Origin of the sequence: Ralstonia sp. 24A2, assembly GCF_051783885.1 — a bacterium.
Classification (GTDB): domain Bacteria; phylum Pseudomonadota; class Gammaproteobacteria; order Burkholderiales; family Burkholderiaceae; genus Ralstonia.
On record NZ_JBPVZD010000002.1, the window covers coordinates 2,069,843 to 2,088,208 of the forward strand.

Sequence of the window (18,366 nt, forward strand, 5' to 3'; positions counted from 1 at the left end):
CGGGGTGTGACGCCCGGGCAGCTTTATCCATAAGGAACGTCAATGCGTCATTACGAAATCGTATTCATCGTCCATCCGGACCAGAGCGAGCAAGTGCCCGCGATGATCGAGCGCTACAAGAGCACGGTCACCACGCAAGGCGGCCAAGTGCATCGCGTCGAGGATTGGGGCCGTCGTCAACTGGCCTACATGATCCAGAAGCTGGCCAAGGCTCACTACGTGTGCATGAACATCGAGTGCGGCAAGGAAACCCTGGCTGAGCTCGAACACGCGTTCAAGTTCAACGACGCTGTGCTGCGTCACCTCATCGTTCAGACCAAGAAGGCTGAAACGGCTCCGTCGCCGATGATGAAGGAAGTGGCACGCGAAGAGGCCAAGAAGGCCGCCGCTCAGACCGAACAGGCCGCCTGATGCCGCGCGGTGCGGCGACTGTTTGATCACGCGCCGCGAGCATGAACGGAAACCCCGGGGACAACGCCATCAACCGCCTGCAGCTCGTCGCCACACTGGTCGAGCGCGAGGTGATGCGATACACCCCAGCCGGTGTGCCCATCGTCAATTGCTTGCTGACCTACAGCGGGCAGGCGATGGAAGCGCATACGGCGCGACAGGTCGAGTTTTCGATCGAAGCGCTGGGTGCCGGCAAGATGGCCTCCGTTCTGGACCGCATCGCACCGGGCACCGTCCTGGATTGCGTCGGATTCCTGGCTCGCAAGCACCGCAGCAGCAAGGCACTGGTCTTTCACATCTCCGGATGTAACGTATTCGTAAAGGATTGAATCATGGCATTCATGAACAAGAAGCAGCGCGACGCGAAGAACAAGAAGCGCTTCACGCAGCAAAACCCGCTGTTCAAGCGTAAGAAGTTCTGCCGCTTCACCGTGGCAGGCGTTGAGCAAATCGACTACAAGGACGTCGAAACGCTCAAGGACTTCATCGGCGAGAACGGCAAGATCACTCCGGCCCGCCTGACCGGCACGCGCGCGATTTATCAGCGCCAGCTCGATACGGCCATCAAGCGCGCGCGTTTCCTCGCGCTGATGCCGTACACCGATCAGCACAAGAAGTAATCGGCGCGGATAAGGAGAAAAACGATGCAAGTCATTCTGCTGGAAAAAGTCATCAACCTGGGTAACCTGGGCGACGTGGTGCGTGTGAAGGACGGCTACGCCCGTAACTTCCTGATCCCGCAAAAGCAAGCACGCCGTGCTACGGCTTCGGCGATCAAGGAATTCGAAGCTCGCCGCGCTGAGCTGGAAAAGCTGGCCGCTGAAAAGCTGGCCGCTGCACAAGCCGAAGGCGAAAAGCTGAACGGCCTGACGCTGCAACTGTCGCAAAAGGCTGGTGTGGATGGTCGCCTGTTCGGCTCCGTCACCAACCACGACATCGCTGACGCACTGGTTGCGCAAGGCTTCAAGGTCGAGAAGGCGCAAGTGCGTCTGCCGAACGGCCCGCTGAAGACCACGGGCGACCACGCGGTCGTCGTGTCGCTGCACACCGATGTGGCCGTCGACGTGAACGTGTCGGTGCAAGGCGAGACTGTCTAAGCACGTACGCTGCATCTCGCGACGCCCGGGTAACCGGCTGGAGCGAGTCAAGAAGGCAGGGACGAAAGTCTCTGCCTTTTTTGTTGTCATTTGTGTCAGGGGTTCAGATTGAAGACCGAGCAGCGCCGCTATAATCCCGCCATGAACGCGCCCTCCGATCCCCAGCTCGATTCCCTCAAGGTGCCCCCGCATTCCATCGAGGCCGAACAATCGGTGCTCGGGGGCTTGCTGCTGGATAACGCCGCGTGGGATCGCATCGCCGACTTCATCAACGAGCACGATTTCTACCGCTACGATCACCGGCTGATCTTCCACAACATCGGCAAACTGATCTCACAGGCCAAGCCGGCCGACGTGATCACGGTGTATGAGCAGCTGCAGGCGGCGGGCAAGGCGGAAGAGGTGGGTGGCCTGGCCTACCTGAACGCACTGGCGCAGAACACGCCGAGCGCGGCCAACATCCGCCGCTATGCCGAAATCGTCCGTGACCGTGGCGTGCTGCGCCAACTGGTAACGATTGCCGATGAGATTTCTGCCGGCGCCTTCAACCCGCAGGGCCGCGACGTGCGCCAACTGCTGGATGAGGCTGAATCCAAGGTGTTCGCGATTGCCGAAGAGGGCTCGCGCGGGCAGAAGGGCTTCCTGGAAATCCAGCCGCTGCTGACGCAGGTGGTCGAGCGTATCGACGAGCTGTACCACCGCGATAACCAGAGCGACATCACCGGCGTGCCGACGGGCTTCGTCGACCTCGACCGCATGACCAGCGGCATGCAGGGCGGGGACCTGATCATCGTGGCTGGCCGCCCGTCGATGGGTAAGACCGCGTTCTCGCTGAACATTGGTGAGCACGTTGCAGTGGAGCAGGGCCTGCCAGTGGCGGTGTTCTCGATGGAAATGGCGGGCACGCAGCTTGCCATGCGTATGCTGGGTTCAGTCGGTCGGCTGGACCAGCACCGTTTGCGTACGGGCCGTCTGCTCGACGAAGACTGGCCGCGCCTGACGCACGCCATTCAGAAGATGAACGACGCGCAGCTCTTCATCGACGAGACGCCCGCGTTGAACCCCATGGAGTTGCGTGCACGCTCGCGCCGGCTGGCACGTCAATGCGGGCAGCTGGGCCTGATCGTCATCGATTACCTGCAGCTGATGTCGGGTTCGGGCGGTGGTGAAAACCGCGCGACCGAAATCTCAGAAATTTCGCGCTCGCTCAAGGGCTTGGCGAAAGAACTGAATTGCCCCGTGATTGCGCTGTCGCAGCTGAACCGAAGCCTGGAACAGCGCCCGAACAAGCGCCCGGTGATGTCGGACTTGCGTGAATCCGGCGCTATCGAACAGGATGCTGACGTGATTCTGTTCATCTATCGCGATCAGGTTTACAACCCCGATTCTCCCGACAAGGGCACGGCCGAAATCATCATCGGTAAGCAGCGTAATGGTCCGATCGGCACCGTTCGGCTCACGTTCTTGGGTGAATATACGAAGTTCGACAACTTCACCGGTGGCAACGCCTTCTTCGACAACGATACGTAATCTGTTTTTCTTGTCGGTCTGCCACAACGTGCCACGCATGATGGGCGCTCGGTTCCGGTAAAATATTGCGTTTTGATGACAGCGCCCGCGGTGATCCCGTCCGGCGCTGTTTTTACGACGTCTGCATTCCTCCGTTTTCAAGGATCATCATGTTCGGTCGCTTCATGCCCACCGAAGGCAAGTTTTTCGAATACTTCAACCAGCATGCCGAGTGCGCCGTCAAGGCAGCACATGCGCTCAAGGAGCTGGTCAACGACCTGCCCAATGCAGAAATGCATGCGCGCAACGTGCAGAACTTCGAGAAGAAGGCCGACCGCATCACGCATGACACGGTCGAGCTGCTGCACAAGACCTTCATCACGCCGCTCGATCGCGACGAGATCCACAAGCTGATCACGACGATGGACGACATCCTCGACCTCATGGAGGACGTGTCGCTCACCATCTCGCTGTATGACGTGACCAACGTAACCGACGAGTCGCGCCAGCTCGCAACGATTTGCGTGGCCTGTTGCGAGGAAGTCCGCAAGGCCGTGGCGCTGCTCAGCGACATGAACAACGGCCGCCAGATCCTGACCATCGCACAGGAAATCGACCGCCTCGAATCGGAGGCCGACCGCGTGATGCGCGCCGCCATGGCCAAGCTGTTCCGCACCGAAAACGACATCAAACTGCTGATCAAGTTGAAGGCGATCTACGAGCAACTGGAGAGCGTCACGGACCGTTGCGAGGATGTCGCCAACATCATCGAAGGCATCGTGCTCGAAAACGCCTGACGAGACGACGCCTCATGCATACGCTTCAGATCAGTCTCTGGGTGGTCGTCCTGCTGGTGGGGCTGGCCATCGTGTTCGACTTCATGAATGGCTTCCACGACGCGGCCAACTCCATCGCTACGGTGGTGTCGACCGGCGTGCTCAAGCCGCAGCAGGCCGTGGCGATGGCCGCAGCCTGCAACGTGATCGCCATTTTTATCTTCCATCTCAAGGTGGCCACCACGGTGGGCCGGGATACGATCGATCCGTCGATTGTTGACCACTACGTCATTTTTGGGGCGCTGGTGGGCGCCATCGCGTGGAACATCATCACGTGGTACTACGGCATCCCGTCGAGCTCGTCGCACGCGCTGATTGGCGGCCTGATTGGTGCGGCCGTGGCCAAGTCCGGCACGGGTTCGCTGGTGGCGAGCGGTTTGCTTAAGACTGTCGCCTTCATTCTGATTTCGCCGCTGCTGGGCTTCATTCTCGGGTCGATCCTGATGGTGGCGGTGTCGTGGTTATTCTTCCGAACGCCGCCATCCAAGGTGGACCGGTGGTTCCGGCGGCTGCAGTTGCTGTCGGCATCGCTGTACAGCCTGGGGCATGGTGGCAACGACGCGCAGAAGACCATCGGCATCATCTGGATGCTGTTGATCGCGGGTGGCTACGCCTCGGCGACTGCAGCTGAGCCGCCGGTGTGGGTCATCGTCTGCTGCTACGTGGCGATCGGCCTAGGCACGTTGATGGGCGGCTGGCGCATCGTGCGCACGATGGGGCAGAAAATCACCAAGCTCAAGCCGGTGGGCGGTTTCTGCGCTGAAACCGGCGGTGCGATGACGCTGTTCCTTGCGTCGGCGCTGGGGGTGCCTGTGTCGACCACGCATACAATCACCGGCGCTATCGTCGGTGTGGGCTCGGCGCAGAAGGCCTCGGCCGTGCGCTGGGGCGTGGCAGGCAACATCGTGTGGGCGTGGATTCTGACGATTCCGGCGTCTGCATTCATGGCGGCGATTGCCTGGTGGATCGGCCGACACGTGCTGTAAGCCGATCCCCATCGCGGAAAACAGAACGCCCACCAAATCGGTGGGCGTTTTGCTTTTGGATTGCCAATGCGTTATTGCGTCGCGAAACGGGCGATGGGGTCGTCGTCTACGGGTATGGCGGCGGTGGGTGTGTTGCGCGCGCGGGCCAGGGCGCCAAGCGGGTCGTCATCAATCGTCCGCGCCGGTGCGGGCAGCGTGACGGGGATCGGCGAGGCTGCGGGGGCAGGCTCATCCGGCAGGTTGCTGACGGCCACTACGCGGCGCGCGCCCATGTAACGGCGTGCCCAGTACGATTTGGTCATGTCTTCCAGGCGCACTGTGCCGCCAGTCGCCGGCGCATGCACAAAGCGGTTCTGGCCGACGTAGATGCCGACGTGCGAGTTCGGTTGGCCGGTGGTGTTGAAGAAGACGAGGTCGCCCGAGGCCACGTCGCGACGCTCCAGCGCTGTGCCGCGACGGCCCATTTCCGAGGCAGTACGGGGCAGGTTGACGGAGGCAGCACGCTGTACGACGTAGCGGACAAGTCCGCTGCAATCAAAGCCGGTGTCGGGCGTATTGCCGCCGTAACGGTACGGTGTACCGACCAGCGCCATCGCTTCAATGGAGATTTCTTCCAGCCCTGCGCTCGGATCGTTGATCGTGGCGCCGCGCGTGCGCAGCCCGGTAGTGTCGCGCGAGGCGGTGGAGCGTGTGGGCGTCGATGAACAGGCGGACAGCAGGCACACCAGCGCCAGCAGGGCGGCGCCTGCCAGTCGGGTGTCGCCATGAGGAAAGCTGTGCCGCGTCAGCATGCGCCATCAGGAAAGTCCGGATAGCTCGCATGCTATGCGCTCGGCGCCATAAAGCCAAACCAGGCCGGATGGCGTGTTGGTGAGGCGCAACGCCAAGCGGGGCGCGGGTCTACGGAATTTGCCCCGATGGCGTCGCGGTTTGCGGGCAGTGTTACCAGCGCAACTGCACGCTGCGCGTGCTGCCTGTCTGCACCGTGGCACGCTTGGTGGTGCCCTGGTAGGTGGCGATGACGTTGTAGCTAGCCGGTGGGGCCTTGATCAGACAACGCGGCCCATCGGCGCGGAAGCTTGCGACTTCCTTGCCGTGTCGGGTGATTTGAACGTCAACGTCGGCGAGGTATTCGCCGCTCGGCCCCTGCGTAAACAACAGGGACAGGTTGTAGTTGTGCGCTTCGGCGTTCAAGGCTTGTTGTTCATCCTGGGCAACGCCACCACAGACGTAGCTGATCTGACCGGCGGTCTGCGGCGTGAGGTTGTTGCCAAACGCGGTAGACGCGCCGGCGGACAACAGCATCGCCAGCGCGACCCAGGGGAGTGTCGAGCGCGTACGGAACTGCGGATTTCGTTGCATGAACATCATCGAGCCTCCGGCGGGTGAATGATCGGCAACGAGTACGCAGCAAGAAAAAGGCCGCGCAATAGCGCGGCCTTGTGGCACAGCGGTTTGCGGCGAGTGGAACTGCCGCAGGGCGGTGGCAGGGAGACGGTTACAGCACGTCGGACGCGTGATCCGCGAGTCGCGAACGCTCGCCGCGCGCCAGCGTAATGTGACCGCTGTGACTCCAGCCCTTGAAGCGATCCACCACGTAGGTCAGGCCGGACGAGCCTTCCGTCAGGTACGGCGTGTCGATCTGCGCGATGTTCCCCAGGCAGATGATCTTGGTGCCTGGGCCCGCACGCGTGACCAGTGTCTTCATCTGCTTGGGCGTCAGGTTCTGTGCCTCGTCGATGATGAGGAACTTGTTGACGAAGGTGCGGCCGCGCATGAAGTTCATGCTCTTGACCTTGATGCGCGAGCGGATCAGCTCCTGCGTGGCGGCGCGGCCCCATTCACCGGCGTTGTCGTCGGACTTCTGCAGAACTTCGAGGTTGTCGTCGAAGGCACCCATCCACGGCTGCATCTTTTCTTCTTCCGTGCCGGGCAGGAAGCCGATGTCTTCACCCACGGGCACCGTAGCGCGCGTGATGATGATTTCGTTGTAAAGCTTCTGGTCCAGCACCTGCTCCAGGCCTGCGGCCAGCGCCAGCAGCGTCTTGCCCGTGCCGGCCTGGCCAAGCAGCGAGACGAAGTCCACCTCTGGATGCATCAGCAGGTTCAGCGCGAAGTTCTGCTCGCGGTTGCGCGCAGTCACGCCCCAGACGTTGTTCTTCTGGTGTGTGTAGTCCTTGAGCGTCTGCAGTACGGCGGTCTTGCCGTTCAGCTCTCTGACTTGCGCGTAGAGCGGCAGGCTACCGTCATTCGGCTCAAGGAAGACGAACTGGTTGACCAGGAACGACGGCACCAGCGGGCCCGACAGGCGGTAGAACGTCGTGCCCGTCTTCGGGTCCTGCCAGCTCTCGATGTTCTTGCCGTGCTTCTGCCAGAAGTCGGTTGGCAGGGCCATCACACCGCTGTAGAGCAGGTCGGTGTCTTCCAGCACGCGGTCGTTGAAATAATCCTCTGCCGGCAGGCCGAGGGCGCGCGCCTTGATCCGCATGTTGATGTCTTTCGACACCAGCACGACATGGCGATCCGGCCGCTGCTGCTGCAGCGCGGCTACCACGCCCAGGATCTGGTTGTCCGCCTTGCCTTGCGGCAGGCCGTCGGGCAGCTTGATGTCGTTCAGACGCGTTTGGAAGAACAGGCGGCCTTGCGCATCGCGGTTGCCGAGTTTCTCGAGCGGCAGGCCGTCGTCCATCACGCCGTCCGTGCCGGCAACCAACTGGTCGAGCGTGCGGCTGACCGTACGGGCGTTGCGCGCGACTTCGCTCATGCCCTTCTTGTGGTTGTCCAACTCTTCCAACGTCATCATCGGCAGATAGACGTCGTGTTCTTCAAAGCGGAAGAGGGACGACGGATCGTGCATCAGCACGTTGGTGTCGAGCACGAACAGCTTGGTCGGGCCGTCGTCGCGGCGGGCACGGCGGCGGGTGGCGGTTTCGGTCGATTTGTCGGATGCGGGCACCTTGTCGACAGTCTTGGCGACGACGGTCGGGCGCTGGCGGGTGTCTTCTTTCGCCATCGGTGAAGCTTCGCCCGAGCGGGCGCGGGCCGTGCTGCGCTTGGGTTGTGCACGGCCGGTTTCGGACAGCGCCTCGCGCTCCAGCGCGGGCACCGGTTTTCGAGGTTCCTGACCCGCCTTCGGCTTTCCGGCTTTGCCGAAAGGCTTGAATTCAGCCGGGTCTAGCAATTGGGCTGGCTGGGTGGGCATGGTCGGCAGCGGCATGCTTCGATTACCTCTCTGGAGGGAACAACGACGAAACACCGCGCTCGCTCATGGCGAGGCGATGCTGATGGAAAACGCTGAGGGATGGGCGCGCACGTCGCACGGACGACGGCCACAAAAAAGCCGCCATGACCTGCAGGAGGTGGGGCGGCCTGGGCGAGTACCACAATGAGCGCCACAACAAGTTGCACGATTCGGACGTTCTGCCCAGCCTGGTTGCGGGGGAAAACGCCGATGCGGTATCAGGCCAACTTGGCCGCCGGTACCGTCGTGGGCAATCGGAATGGCATCCGGATTTCGTACTCATTGGTTCCGACTGTATCGGAAGCTTTTGTGATTTGCAATCTGTCACATGTGACGTGTGGTGTCGCATTAACTAGTCCAACGAGCGACACGAAACTGGCACAAAAGCAAGCGCCAGCGTGCCCTACGCGGCGCTTTCGTGCGCGACTGGTTACAGCGCTCGCACCGCCGTCAGAACCTCGTCCACGTGGTTGGGCACCTTCACGCCGCGCCACGCCTTGCGCAGCACGCCCTTGCTGTCGATCAGGAATGTGCTGCGCTCGATGCCGCGTACGTCCTTGCCGTACATCTTCTTCATCTTGATGGTGTCGAAGAGGTTGCAGACGGCTTCGTCGGTGTCGGAGATCAGCTCGAACGGCATCTCTAGCTTGGCCTTGAAGTTCTCGTGCGACTTCAAGCTATCGCGCGAGATGCCAAACACCACGGCGCCGGCGGCCTCAAAGGCGTCGTACTGGTCGCGGAAGTTCATTGCTTCGGTGGTGCAGCCGGGCGTGTTGTCCTTCGGGTAGAAGTACAGCACGACGATCTTGCCATGCTGCGACGCCGGCGAGAACGTGATGCCGCTGGTGGCCGGTGCGGAGAAATCGGGAAGAGGCTTGTCGAGAGAGACGGGCATGGTGGTGTTCCGGAAAACCGCGGAGAGAGACGGGAAACTCGGGGGCGGGCAACGCTGAAACATGGCGCCCGCCGCTGAGTCGGTGATCCGTGGGTCAGGCCGGCTGAACGATCAGGCTGCCGCTGCGGCCGGCAACTTCGCCCCACGTGACCGGCTGTACGGGCAGGGTGCTGCGATCGAGCGTCGCGTAGTAGTCGCCCATCGATGCCAGCCGATGGCCTTGCGCGCGCCAGCCTTGCAGCAGCTCGCGGAAGATCGGGGCGAGTTTCTGCCCTTCAAGCTCCGCATGCAAGGTGAATACCTGGTCGCGGTCGGATTCGGTCATCTTCAGGATGTGCCGGGCGACGGTTTCTGTCGTCAGGTCATCCACGCCGACGAGTTCATCCAGCGTGGGCAACGTGGTCGGCAGCTGGACATGATTCAGCGCCTGGCCATCGATGCTTGGGACGTACGGATGCGTGCCACGGCCGTCAGAGGCATAGGCCATGCCCCAGGCGTCGATCTGGCGGAAGGCGTGGTCATTCATCTGCCAGCCGGCAGCGCCGTGCGTAACAGGCGCGTGACCGAAGATCTCAGCAAAACGTTTGTGCGAAGCGCCCATCTGGCGGGCCGTCCAGGCAGCATCGCGCTCGCGGACGTTGTCTTGCCAGAGAACGTGGTCCCACGTGTGGATGCCGGTCTCGAAGCCTGCTTCGGCAATGGCGCGCATCTCTGCGGCAGCTTTGCGGCCGATGTCGGGGCCGGGCAGCAGCACGCCGTACATCAGCGTGCGCAGGCCGTAGTGCTCGACCACGGACGTACGCGAAACTTTCTTCAGGAAACCGGGGCGGAACGCCCGGCGCAGCGCCCAGCCGGTGTGATCCGGCCCGAGGCTGAAGAGGAAGGTCGCGCCTGCCTCGTGCTCACGCAGCATGCGCGAGAGATTGGGCACGCCTTCGCGGGTGCCGCGCAGGGTGTCGACGTCGATCTTGAGAACGATGAGAGCCATGGACCTGCGCGGGTGTTGCTTCTTACTTGTTGCCGTTGCCTTCTTCGACCAGGCTGCGGGCGTCGGCCACGTGCATGCGATACGCTTCGAAGATGTTCGCCAACGCGTCCTGCATTGTGGTGGTCGGCTTCCAGCCGAGTTCGTCCATGGTGTTGGCGATCTTCGGCACGCGGTTCTGCACGTCCTGGTAGCCGTTGCCGTAGTAAGCGCCGGAGGTGGTTTCCACCAGTTGGACTTGCTTGGCGCTGTCCTTGTACTCGTCGATCTTGGCGGCCTGTTCCAGCATCATGTTGGCCAGCTCGCGCACCGAGTAGTTGTTCGACGGGTTGCCAATGTTGTAGATCTTGCCCGAAGCCACGCCATCCTTGTTGGCGATGATACGCACCAGCGCGTCGATGCCGTCATCGATGTACGTGAAGGCGCGCTTCTGGCTGCCGCCGTCGACGAGCTTGATGTTCTCGCCGCGCACGATGTGGCCGAGGAACTGCGTCACAACGCGCGACGAACCTTCCTTCGGGGTGTAGATCGAGTCCAGGCCTGGGCCGATCCAGTTGAACGGGCGGAACAGCGTGAAGTTCAGGCCTTCCATGCCGTAGCCCCAGATCACGCGGTCCATCAGCTGCTTGGAGCAAGCATAGATCCAGCGCGGCTTGTTGATCGGACCGTAGACCAGCGACGAGGCTTCCGGATCGAATTCCGAGTCGCTGCACATGCCGTAGACCTCGGAGGTCGACGGGAAGACCAGGTGCTTCTTGTACTTGGCGGCCGAACGGACGATCGGCAGATTGGCTTCGAAGTCCAGCTCGAACACGCGCAGCGGGTCCTTGACGTACGTCGACGGCGTGGCGATGGCCACCAGCGGCAGGATCACGTCGCACTTCTTCACGTGATACTCGACCCACTCCTTGTTGATGGTGATGTCACCCTCGAAGAAGTGCATGCGCGGGTGGTTGACCAGGTCGCCCAGACGCTCGGTCTGCATGTCCATGCCGTAGACCTCCCAGTCGGTGGTCTCCAGGATGCGCTTGGACAGGTGGTGGCCGATGAAGCCGTTGACGCCGAGGATCAGTACTTTTTTCATGAAGGCAAACTCAAGATCAGGAGATGGCAAGCTGGCTGGCGAGCTGCTGCGCGGTCACGACGGACGTGCCGCCGGCAGCATTGGGATCGACGCGCCAGAGCTCGTGGATGGCGATGGCTCCCCCATCGCCGCACACGCCGAACATCGCATTATCCACGACGTGCAAGCCCGGGGGCAAATTCGTGAAGGTTTGATGCGCCAGACGGGCACGCGCAACGATGTAGCGTTCGCTGCCGGCATCGGTGAAAGCGCCGGGGTAGGGCGGCGCGACGGCACGGATCAGGTTGTAGACCTGCTGGGCCGGTTTGGTCCAGTCGACGCGGCCGTCTTCGGGCTTGCGGCCGCCGAAATAGCTGCCGTTGGCGAGCACGTTGGGGTGCTGCGGAATCTGTCCGGCAATCATCGCGGGCAGTGCACGCCACAAGGTTTGCTCGGCGGCTACGGTGGCCTTCTCGAACACTTCGTGTGACGTATCGTCCGGCAGGATCGGCACGATGGTCTGGTCGACGATGTAGCCGGCGTCCGGCTTCTCGACCATTTCGTGCAGGGTGGCGCCGGTTTCGGTTTCGCCGTTCAGGACGGCCCAGTTGATGGGCACGCGGCCGCGGTATTTCGGCAGCAATGAACCGTGCATATTGAACGCGCCGAACTTGGCGAGGCCCAACAGCGACATCGGGATCATGTGCCGGTAGTAGAACGAAAAAATGAAATCCGGCGCGATGGCCGCGATCCGGGCGCGCAGGTCTTCACCGTTTGCATTGTCCGGCGTGATGAAGGGGATGCCCAGTTCCTGTGCTGTGGCGCGCACGCTGCCAAACCAGATGTTCTCGGCGGCGTTGTCCTCATGCGTGACGACGAGTTCGACCTGAATGCCACGCGCAGCCAGCACGCGCAGACAGCGCACGCCGACGTTGTGATACGCAAAGACGACAGCACGGCGTGTCATGCCACACCTCGCTGCGAGCTGTTCTTCAGGTCTGCCGGGCCGGCTTCGTGCAGGTGGGGCGTGTCTTCCAGCACGCCTTGCACCAAATAGCGCGGGCGCTCCCGCACCTGCTGATAGATGCGGCCGATGTACTCGCCCAGCAGGCCGATGCCAAACAGAAGCACGCCCATCAGGAAGAACGTGATGGCGAACAGCGTGAATACGCCTTGGACTTCCGCGCCCAGCACGAAGCGGCGCACTACCAGCAGGATGAACAGGATGGCCGAGGCCAGCGACAGCAGCATGCCGATCGCCGAGAACCACTGCAGCGGTACGACCGAGAAGCCCGTCACCAGGTCGAAGTTCAGGCGCACGAGCTTGTACAGCGAGTATTTCGACTCGCCGGCAAAGCGTTCTTCGTGATCGACTTCGATTTCGGTCGGGTTCTTGCTGAACGTGTAGGCCAGCGCCGGGATGAAGGTGTTGACTTCGCGGCAACGGTTGATGGTGTCGACGATGGTCCGGTTGTAGGCGCGCAGCATGCAGCCCTGGTCGGTCATCTTGATGTGTGTGATGCGCTCGCGCAGCGAGTTCATGGCGCGCGATGCGGTGCGGCGGAACCAACTGTCCTGGCGCACGCGCCGGATGGTGCCGACGTAGTCGTAGCCTTCATCGAGCTTTTCGACCAGGCGGCCGATTTCTTCCGGCGGGTTCTGCAGGTCGGCGTCGAGCGTGACCACGCGTTCGCCGCGCGCATGCTCAAAGCCTGCCAGGATGGCCATGTGCTGGCCGTAGTTGCCGTTGAACAGCACGACGCGCGTGCTGTCCGGGCGGGCGCGGAACTGCTCGGCCAACATGGCAGCCGAACGGTCGCGGCTGCCGTCATTGACGAACACGACTTCGTACGAAATGCCCAGTGCATCGAGCGCGGGATACAGGCGCGCAAACAGCGCGGCGAGTCCGTCTTCTTCGTTGTAGACAGGAATGACGACCGAGAGAGCGGGTGTCTTCATTATTGGTATTGGGTGCAAAGTTGGCGGACCGCGCTGACCACGCGATCCACGTCAGAATCTTCCATGCCGGCGAACATCGGCAGCGTGACGATAGCGCGGCCAATGCGTTCTGCCACCGGGAACATACCCGGCTTCCAGCCTAGTTCACGATAAAGCTTGAACAGATGGATAGGCGGATAGTGCACGCCCGCGCCGATGCCCAGCGCCTTCAGGCCGGCCATGAAGCCGGCGCGATCGACCTTCAGGCGATCCAGCGGCAGCACAATCTGGAACATGTGCCAGTTGGTGGTCGTGAAATCTTCCACCGGCAGCTCGACGCCGAACGATTCGATGTCGGCGGCGCGCATGGCGGCAAAGTAGCGTCGGGCGAGTGCGGCGCGGCGTGCAGTCACGGCTTCAAGCTGGGCGAACTGGCCCAGGCCAATCGCCGCATTGACATCCGTCAGGTTGAATTTGCCGCCGACCAGATCGACTTCCATGCCGTCGAAGCCAGTGCGCACGACGCCCTGCAGGCGGTACTTCTCGGCCAGCACGGCTTCCTCAGGCGTGTTCAGCACGAGCGCGCCACCTTCGATGGTGGTGATGTTCTTGTTGGCCTGGAAGCTGAAGCTGACCAAGTCGCCAATCTCACCGATGCGCTTGTCGCCCCAGCGCGAGCCGATGGCCTGCGCGGCATCTTCCACCACGCGCAGCTTGTGGCGGCGGGCGATGTCGTACAGGCGGTCCATGTCGACGGGCAGGCCGGACAGGTAGACCGGGATGATCGCTTTCGTGCGCGGTGTGATGGCGGCTTCGACCTTGTCCAGATCGATATTGCGCGTGACTGGGTCGATGTCGACGAAGACCGGCTTGGCGCCAACCGTCAGCACCACGTTGGAGGTGGCCACCCACGAGATCGGCGTGGTGATGACCTCATCGCCGGGGCCGATGCCCGCGATGCGCAGCGCGACTTCCATCGTGGCCGTGCCGTTGGCGAACGTGCGCACGATGCGGCCGCCGAAGTATTCCGACAGCGCGGCTTCGAACGCCGCAACCTTGGGGCCCGAGGTGATCCAGCCCGAGCGCAGCACATCGGCCACCGCGGCGATGGTCGCCTCGTCAATGGCCGGGCGCACGAAGGGCAGGAACGGTTGTTCTGCTGTGGCGTTGGTTTGCGTCATTGTGGCAAATGCGGACTTAAATAGGATGAGGAGGCCAAGCCGCTTACGAGCGGGCCAGCACGAGCACACCGACGAGGATGATGGCGATGCCGACCAGGCGCTGGATCGACAGCACTTCGCCAAACAGATACCACGCCAGGAAGGCATTGACCACGTAGCCCAGCGAAAGCATCGGATACGCAATGGTCACATCCACGCGCGACAGCCCGAGGATCCACACCACCACGGAAATCACGTAGCACGACAATCCGCCGATGATGGGCAGTTGTGTTGCAAGCTTGATGCCGACCGGCAGGATGTTCTCGGCCGAAAACGCAAAGCGGCCGATGTTGTTGACGCCCGCCTTGAGCAGCAGTTGGGCGCAGGCATTGAGCATGACGCCCGTCAGGATCAGCCCGAAAGTGACCAGATTCATGTGTTGTTTTGATGTTTGACCGACTGCGGCGGTTTCCCCGTGACTTTGCCGCCGGGGCGCATGTTACGACAATTCCGCTTGCACGCCCCTTTCGGAGGGGCCGAATAGTGGCAAGCCGGTGGCACCTAGTTGCGCCGCACGATCACGCGGCGGGCATCGCGGGCGATCACGGTCATCGGCACCCCCTGGGTCGCCAGCCGGTCGTACGTACCCGGCCCCATCATGGCGACGGCCTGGCCGCCTTCCTTCCAGCGGGCCACGAAGGCCTCAGTGGTTGGAATCCACTTGGCCGGTTCCTGCTCGATGCCGAAGGCCAGCTCATCGGGTTGCTGCACCATCGTGGTTGGCGTGCCGAGGTAAAACGGCATTGTATGGTCCAGCCGCTCCACCGCATAGAACGGCACGCCCGGCTTCAGCCACGGCTTGACGGCCGGGGCGAGATCGATCCCCGACATCGAGCGTCCGAATGCCTCATGGCCGAGCAGGGCGGTCGTAAACGTCAGGAACCACGCGCAGGCGAACGCGATGAGACTCTCGAAGCGCTTGTCTGCAAAGCGCAGTGCCAGCCACGTAAAAACGGCTCCTGCAGCGAAGGCCACCGCCAAGAACGCCCCAAAACGCAAAAATACGGCATTCGGGTACATGTCCGACGACATCGTTGCGACATAGCCGCTCGCCGCCAGGCCGACCACGGCCAGCGCCAGGAAGGCCTTGAGTTGCCAGCGCCAGGCACGTTCGCTGGTGTTTTCCAATACCAGCGCAGCCAGGACCGCCAGCGCCGGGATGATCGGGAAGATATAGCCCGGCAGCTTCGAGTCGGAAATGCTGAAAAACGCGAAGATCAGGATGGCCCACAAACCAAGCATGAGAGTGGGCCGGAAGCCATTGGCGGCCGCTTCACCACGGGCGAAGGTCAGGCGTGCGGCGCCCGGTAGTTGTGCGAGCCACGGCAGGAAGCCCGCCAGCAGCAGCGGTACGAAGTACCAGAGCGGCGCGTTGCGATTGTGTACGGTGGAGGTGAAGCGCTGGAAGTGCTCGTGCACGAAGAAGAACCACGCAAATTCAGGGTTGCGTGCAGAAATCAGCACGAACCACGGTGCACCCACGGCAAAGAAGACAATCAGCCCCGTCACCAGGTGCAACCGCTTCCACAGTGCCCAATCACGTGCGACGAGCGTGTAGACCACCAACACGAAGCCCGGCAGCACCACCCCGATCAGGCCTTTGCTCAGCACCGCCAGCGCCATCGACGCCCAGCAGACCCACATCCAGTTGCGTTGCTGGCTGCGCGTGGCCTGCGGGTGTTGCGCCAACAGCAGGGCGGCCAGCGCCATCGTCATGCAGCCGGCTACACCCATGTCGAGCGAATTGAAATGCGCACCCACATTCCACATCGGCGCACTCACCAGGACCAGCCCGGTGATGACGGCGGTTCGCTTGCCCCACCAGCGCGCTGCCGCCAGCATCGTGAAAACGAGGCCGGCGACGCCCGACAACGCAGTGAACAGCCGCGCCTGCCAGTCGCCGACGCCGAACAGCGTGTAGGCGAGCGCAGTGCCCCACATCTGCAGCGGCGGCTTCTCGAAATACTTCAGGGCGTTGTAGCGGATAGTCACCCAGTCGCCCGTGGTGAACATCTCGCGGGCGATTTCGGCGTAGCGGCCTTCGTCGGTGGGGATCAGGTGGCGGTAGCCCAGCGTGCCCAACCAGACGGCCAGAAAGGCAGCGGCCAGCAGCCACAGGGAGGCATTGCGCCAGGGCAGGGCGGGCGCGTTGGCAGAGCGGTCGATCGGCATGCGGTCAGGCGCGCTCAATCAGCAATGCGGCCGCCGCTTTGCGGCCTTCCAGCATCAGGATGTTGTAGGTGCGGCCTGCGGCCTGCAGGTCCATCGCCTCCACGCCGATGCGCTTCTCGGTGAGCGGCGCGGTCAGGCGCGGGTGCGGAAAGCGCAGTTTGTTGCCGGTGCCGAATACGACCACCTCCGCACCCAGCTCCAGCAGGCGGGCGAAGTGCTCGGGCGTGAGGTCTTCAAAGCGCGCGACATCCCACGGCACGACGGCCCCTTCGGGCATGACGAGCACCGAATGCTCGTAGCGCACCTTGTTGATTTCGATATAGCCGTCGCCATAAGCGGTGACGGTATTGAGAACGGTGGTCGGATCAGAGGAATGGAGCTTCAAGGCGGAATCCCATCAGGCGCAATGGCTGCGGCGCACACAGCAGCAGGGCGCTAGGTTTCAGACTGCCGGGGCGATCTCGCTGCGTTGCAAAAATGCCCGCCGAAGTCTGTCATAATGGGCTAAATTATATCTTTTTCTCTCCTTTGCCCGCCGCGCCACAAGCGACGTCTGGTAAGGAAGAGCGCAGCGCTTGCCGCGCAAGTGGCGCCACCCTCGCCGCCTTGCTGCATTACAAAATCATCCGCAATCCAAGCCCGCTCGACATCGCCCGTGAAAACGATTCAGAAATCCGCCAAGCTCAATAACGTCTGCTATGACATTCGCGGCCCCGTGCTCGAGAAGGCCAAGCAGATGGAAGAAGACGGCCACAAGATCATCAAGCTGAACATCGGCAACCTGGCCCCGTTCGGCTTCGATGCCCCAGAAGAGATTCAGCTGGATATGATCCGCAACCTGCCGAACTCGGCCGGTTATTCGGATTCCAAGGGCATCTTCGCGGCGCGCAAGGCGGTGATGCACTACACGCAAGAGCAGGGCATCAAGAACGTCACGCTGGATGACATCTACCTAGGCAATGGCGCATCGGAGCTGATTTCGCTGGCGACCAACGCGCTGCTCGATCAGGGCGACGAGCTGCTCCTGCCGGCGCCCGACTACCCGCTGTGGACTGCGGTGACCAGCCTCTCGGGCGGCACGCCAGTGCATTACTACTGCGATGAGTCCAACGGCTGGATGCCGGATCTGGACGACATCCGCGCCAAGATCACGCCCAACACCAAGGGCATCGTCGTCATCAACCCGAACAACCCGACCGGTGCACTGTATTCCGACGAGCTGCTGCGCGGCATCATTGCCATTGCGCGCGAGCACGGCCTGGTGATCTTCGCCGACGAGGTGTACGACAAGGTCCTGTTTGACGACAACAAGCACACGGCCCTCGGTTCGCTGTCGGAAGATGTGCTGACGATCACGTTCAACAGCCTGTCGAAGAGCTACCGCTCGTGCGGCTACCGTGCGGGCTGGATGGTCGTGTCCGGCGACAAGCGCCCGGCCAAGGACTACATCGAAGGCCTGAATATGCTGTCGTCGATGCGCCTGTGCGCCAACGTGCCGGGCCAATGGGCGATCCAGACCGCGCTGGGTGGCTATCAGAGCATTAAAGACTTGGTGGCGCCGGGCGGCCGCATGCGTCGCCAGCGCGATCTGGCACACGAGCTGATTACTGCTATCCCGGGCGTGACCTGCGTGAAGCCCAAGGCTGCGCTGTACATGTTCCCGCGCCTCGATCCGGCTGTGTACCCGATCGAAGACGATCAGCAATTCATCCGTCAGTTGCTGGAAGAAGAGCGTGTGCTGCTGGTGCAGGGCACGGGCTTCAACTGGCACTCGCCGGACCACTTCCGCATCGTCTTCCTGCCGCACGAAGACGACCTGCGTGAAGCGATTGGCCGAATTTCGCGCTTCCTGGAGCGGTACCGTCAGCGTCACGGTACTGGCATCCGGGCCGCATAACATCGGTCATCCGCCAGATCAGTTATTGCGGGGCAGACCGAAGTGTCTGCCCTGTCTGTTTTTTGCCTTTCAGTTTT

The 18,366-nt window shown here is 62.3% G+C and carries 21 protein-coding genes; 9 read left to right on the plus strand and 12 right to left on the minus strand.

The annotated features are described in order from the left end of the window. Positions 1–42 precede the first annotated feature (42 nt). From rpsF to ACS13N_RS14575, 7 genes are all read left to right on the plus strand, one after another. A complete protein-coding gene (gene rpsF / locus ACS13N_RS14545; RefSeq protein ID WP_039595966.1) occupies positions 43–411 on the plus strand; it encodes a 30S ribosomal protein S6 in 369 nt (122 codons plus the stop codon). Positions 412–452: 41 nt separating this feature from the next. Further along, complete coding sequence (priB, locus tag ACS13N_RS14550; protein WP_438932284.1) at positions 453–779, plus strand: primosomal replication protein N; 327 nt, start codon at positions 453–455, stop codon at positions 777–779. Positions 780–782: 3 nt separating this feature from the next. Continuing rightward, entirely contained in the window at positions 783–1,070 is a 288-nt protein-coding gene (gene rpsR / locus ACS13N_RS14555; protein WP_048932202.1) for a 30S ribosomal protein S18, read from the plus strand. 24 nt (positions 1,071–1,094) lie between these two features. Beyond that, entirely contained in the window at positions 1,095–1,547 is a 453-nt protein-coding gene (gene rplI / locus ACS13N_RS14560) for a 50S ribosomal protein L9 (RefSeq protein ID WP_048932203.1), read from the plus strand. A gap of 141 nt (positions 1,548–1,688) precedes the next feature. Continuing rightward, complete coding sequence (locus ACS13N_RS14565; protein ID WP_027677550.1) at positions 1,689–3,077, plus strand: replicative DNA helicase; 1,389 nt, start codon at positions 1,689–1,691, stop codon at positions 3,075–3,077. A 149-nt stretch (positions 3,078–3,226) separates the two neighbouring features. Then, positions 3,227–3,853 (plus strand): DUF47 domain-containing protein, encoded by a 627-nt coding sequence (locus tag ACS13N_RS14570; protein WP_438932285.1) that lies wholly within the window; start codon positions 3,227–3,229, stop codon positions 3,851–3,853. Positions 3,854–3,867: 14 nt separating this feature from the next. Next, a complete protein-coding gene (locus ACS13N_RS14575) occupies positions 3,868–4,878 on the plus strand; it encodes an inorganic phosphate transporter (RefSeq protein ID WP_438932286.1) in 1,011 nt (336 codons plus the stop codon). A gap of 71 nt (positions 4,879–4,949) precedes the next feature. Here ACS13N_RS14575 and ACS13N_RS14580 read toward each other — a convergent pair whose 3' ends face one another. From ACS13N_RS14580 to ACS13N_RS14635, 12 genes are all read right to left on the minus strand, one after another. Then, complete coding sequence (locus tag ACS13N_RS14580; protein ID WP_438932287.1) at positions 4,950–5,669, minus strand: C40 family peptidase; 720 nt, start codon at positions 5,667–5,669, stop codon at positions 4,950–4,952. A gap of 151 nt (positions 5,670–5,820) precedes the next feature. After that, a complete protein-coding gene (locus ACS13N_RS14585) occupies positions 5,821–6,246 on the minus strand; it encodes a hypothetical protein (RefSeq protein WP_438932861.1) in 426 nt (141 codons plus the stop codon). A 130-nt stretch (positions 6,247–6,376) separates the two neighbouring features. Next, the gene (locus ACS13N_RS14590; protein ID WP_438932288.1) at positions 6,377–8,095 is read right to left on the minus strand and encodes a PhoH family protein; all 1,719 of its coding nucleotides are present in this window, start codon (positions 8,093–8,095) and stop codon (positions 6,377–6,379) included. 454 nt (positions 8,096–8,549) lie between these two features. Then, entirely contained in the window at positions 8,550–9,014 is a 465-nt protein-coding gene (locus tag ACS13N_RS14595) for a peroxiredoxin (protein ID WP_438932289.1), read from the minus strand. Positions 9,015–9,108: 94 nt separating this feature from the next. Then, complete coding sequence (locus tag ACS13N_RS14600; RefSeq protein WP_438932290.1) at positions 9,109–10,002, minus strand: 4-deoxy-4-formamido-L-arabinose-phosphoundecaprenol deformylase; 894 nt, start codon at positions 10,000–10,002, stop codon at positions 9,109–9,111. A gap of 22 nt (positions 10,003–10,024) precedes the next feature. Continuing rightward, positions 10,025–11,083, minus strand: coding sequence for a bifunctional UDP-4-keto-pentose/UDP-xylose synthase (locus ACS13N_RS14605; RefSeq protein WP_438932291.1), 1,059 nt, complete (start codon positions 11,081–11,083; stop codon positions 10,025–10,027). Between the two features lie 16 nt (positions 11,084–11,099). Further along, the gene (locus ACS13N_RS14610) at positions 11,100–12,029 is read right to left on the minus strand and encodes a formyltransferase (RefSeq protein WP_438932292.1); all 930 of its coding nucleotides are present in this window, start codon (positions 12,027–12,029) and stop codon (positions 11,100–11,102) included. Then, positions 12,026–13,021, minus strand: a complete 996-nt coding sequence (locus tag ACS13N_RS14615; protein WP_438932293.1) for a glycosyltransferase — start codon at positions 13,019–13,021, stop codon at positions 12,026–12,028. The genes ACS13N_RS14610 and ACS13N_RS14615 overlap by 4 nt, the downstream gene beginning before the upstream one ends. Continuing rightward, positions 13,021–14,181, minus strand: a complete 1,161-nt coding sequence (locus tag ACS13N_RS14620) for a DegT/DnrJ/EryC1/StrS family aminotransferase (protein WP_438932294.1) — start codon at positions 14,179–14,181, stop codon at positions 13,021–13,023. The genes ACS13N_RS14615 and ACS13N_RS14620 overlap by 1 nt, the downstream gene beginning before the upstream one ends. A 43-nt stretch (positions 14,182–14,224) precedes the next feature. Then, the gene (locus ACS13N_RS14625; RefSeq protein WP_438932295.1) at positions 14,225–14,596 is read right to left on the minus strand and encodes an EamA family transporter; all 372 of its coding nucleotides are present in this window, start codon (positions 14,594–14,596) and stop codon (positions 14,225–14,227) included. A 125-nt stretch (positions 14,597–14,721) separates the two neighbouring features. Continuing rightward, complete coding sequence (locus ACS13N_RS14630; protein ID WP_438932862.1) at positions 14,722–16,392, minus strand: glycosyltransferase family 39 protein; 1,671 nt, start codon at positions 16,390–16,392, stop codon at positions 14,722–14,724. A gap of 4 nt (positions 16,393–16,396) precedes the next feature. After that, a complete protein-coding gene (locus tag ACS13N_RS14635; protein ID WP_438932296.1) occupies positions 16,397–16,777 on the minus strand; it encodes an Mth938-like domain-containing protein in 381 nt (126 codons plus the stop codon). A 92-nt stretch (positions 16,778–16,869) separates the two neighbouring features. Between ACS13N_RS14635 and ACS13N_RS14640 the strand changes: the two genes are divergently transcribed. Together ACS13N_RS14640 and ACS13N_RS14645 are read left to right on the plus strand one after the other, a co-directional pair. Next, on the plus strand, positions 16,870–17,082 hold the full coding sequence (locus tag ACS13N_RS14640) for a hypothetical protein (RefSeq protein ID WP_438932297.1): 213 nt from the start codon (positions 16,870–16,872) through the stop codon (positions 17,080–17,082). After that, positions 17,048–18,289 carry a pyridoxal phosphate-dependent aminotransferase gene (locus ACS13N_RS14645; protein ID WP_438932298.1) on the plus strand — a complete coding sequence of 414 codons (1,242 nt, stop codon included), beginning with the start codon at positions 17,048–17,050 and terminating at the stop codon, positions 18,287–18,289. Before ACS13N_RS14640 ends, ACS13N_RS14645 begins: the two co-directional genes overlap by 35 nt. Positions 18,290–18,366 lie beyond the last annotated feature (77 nt).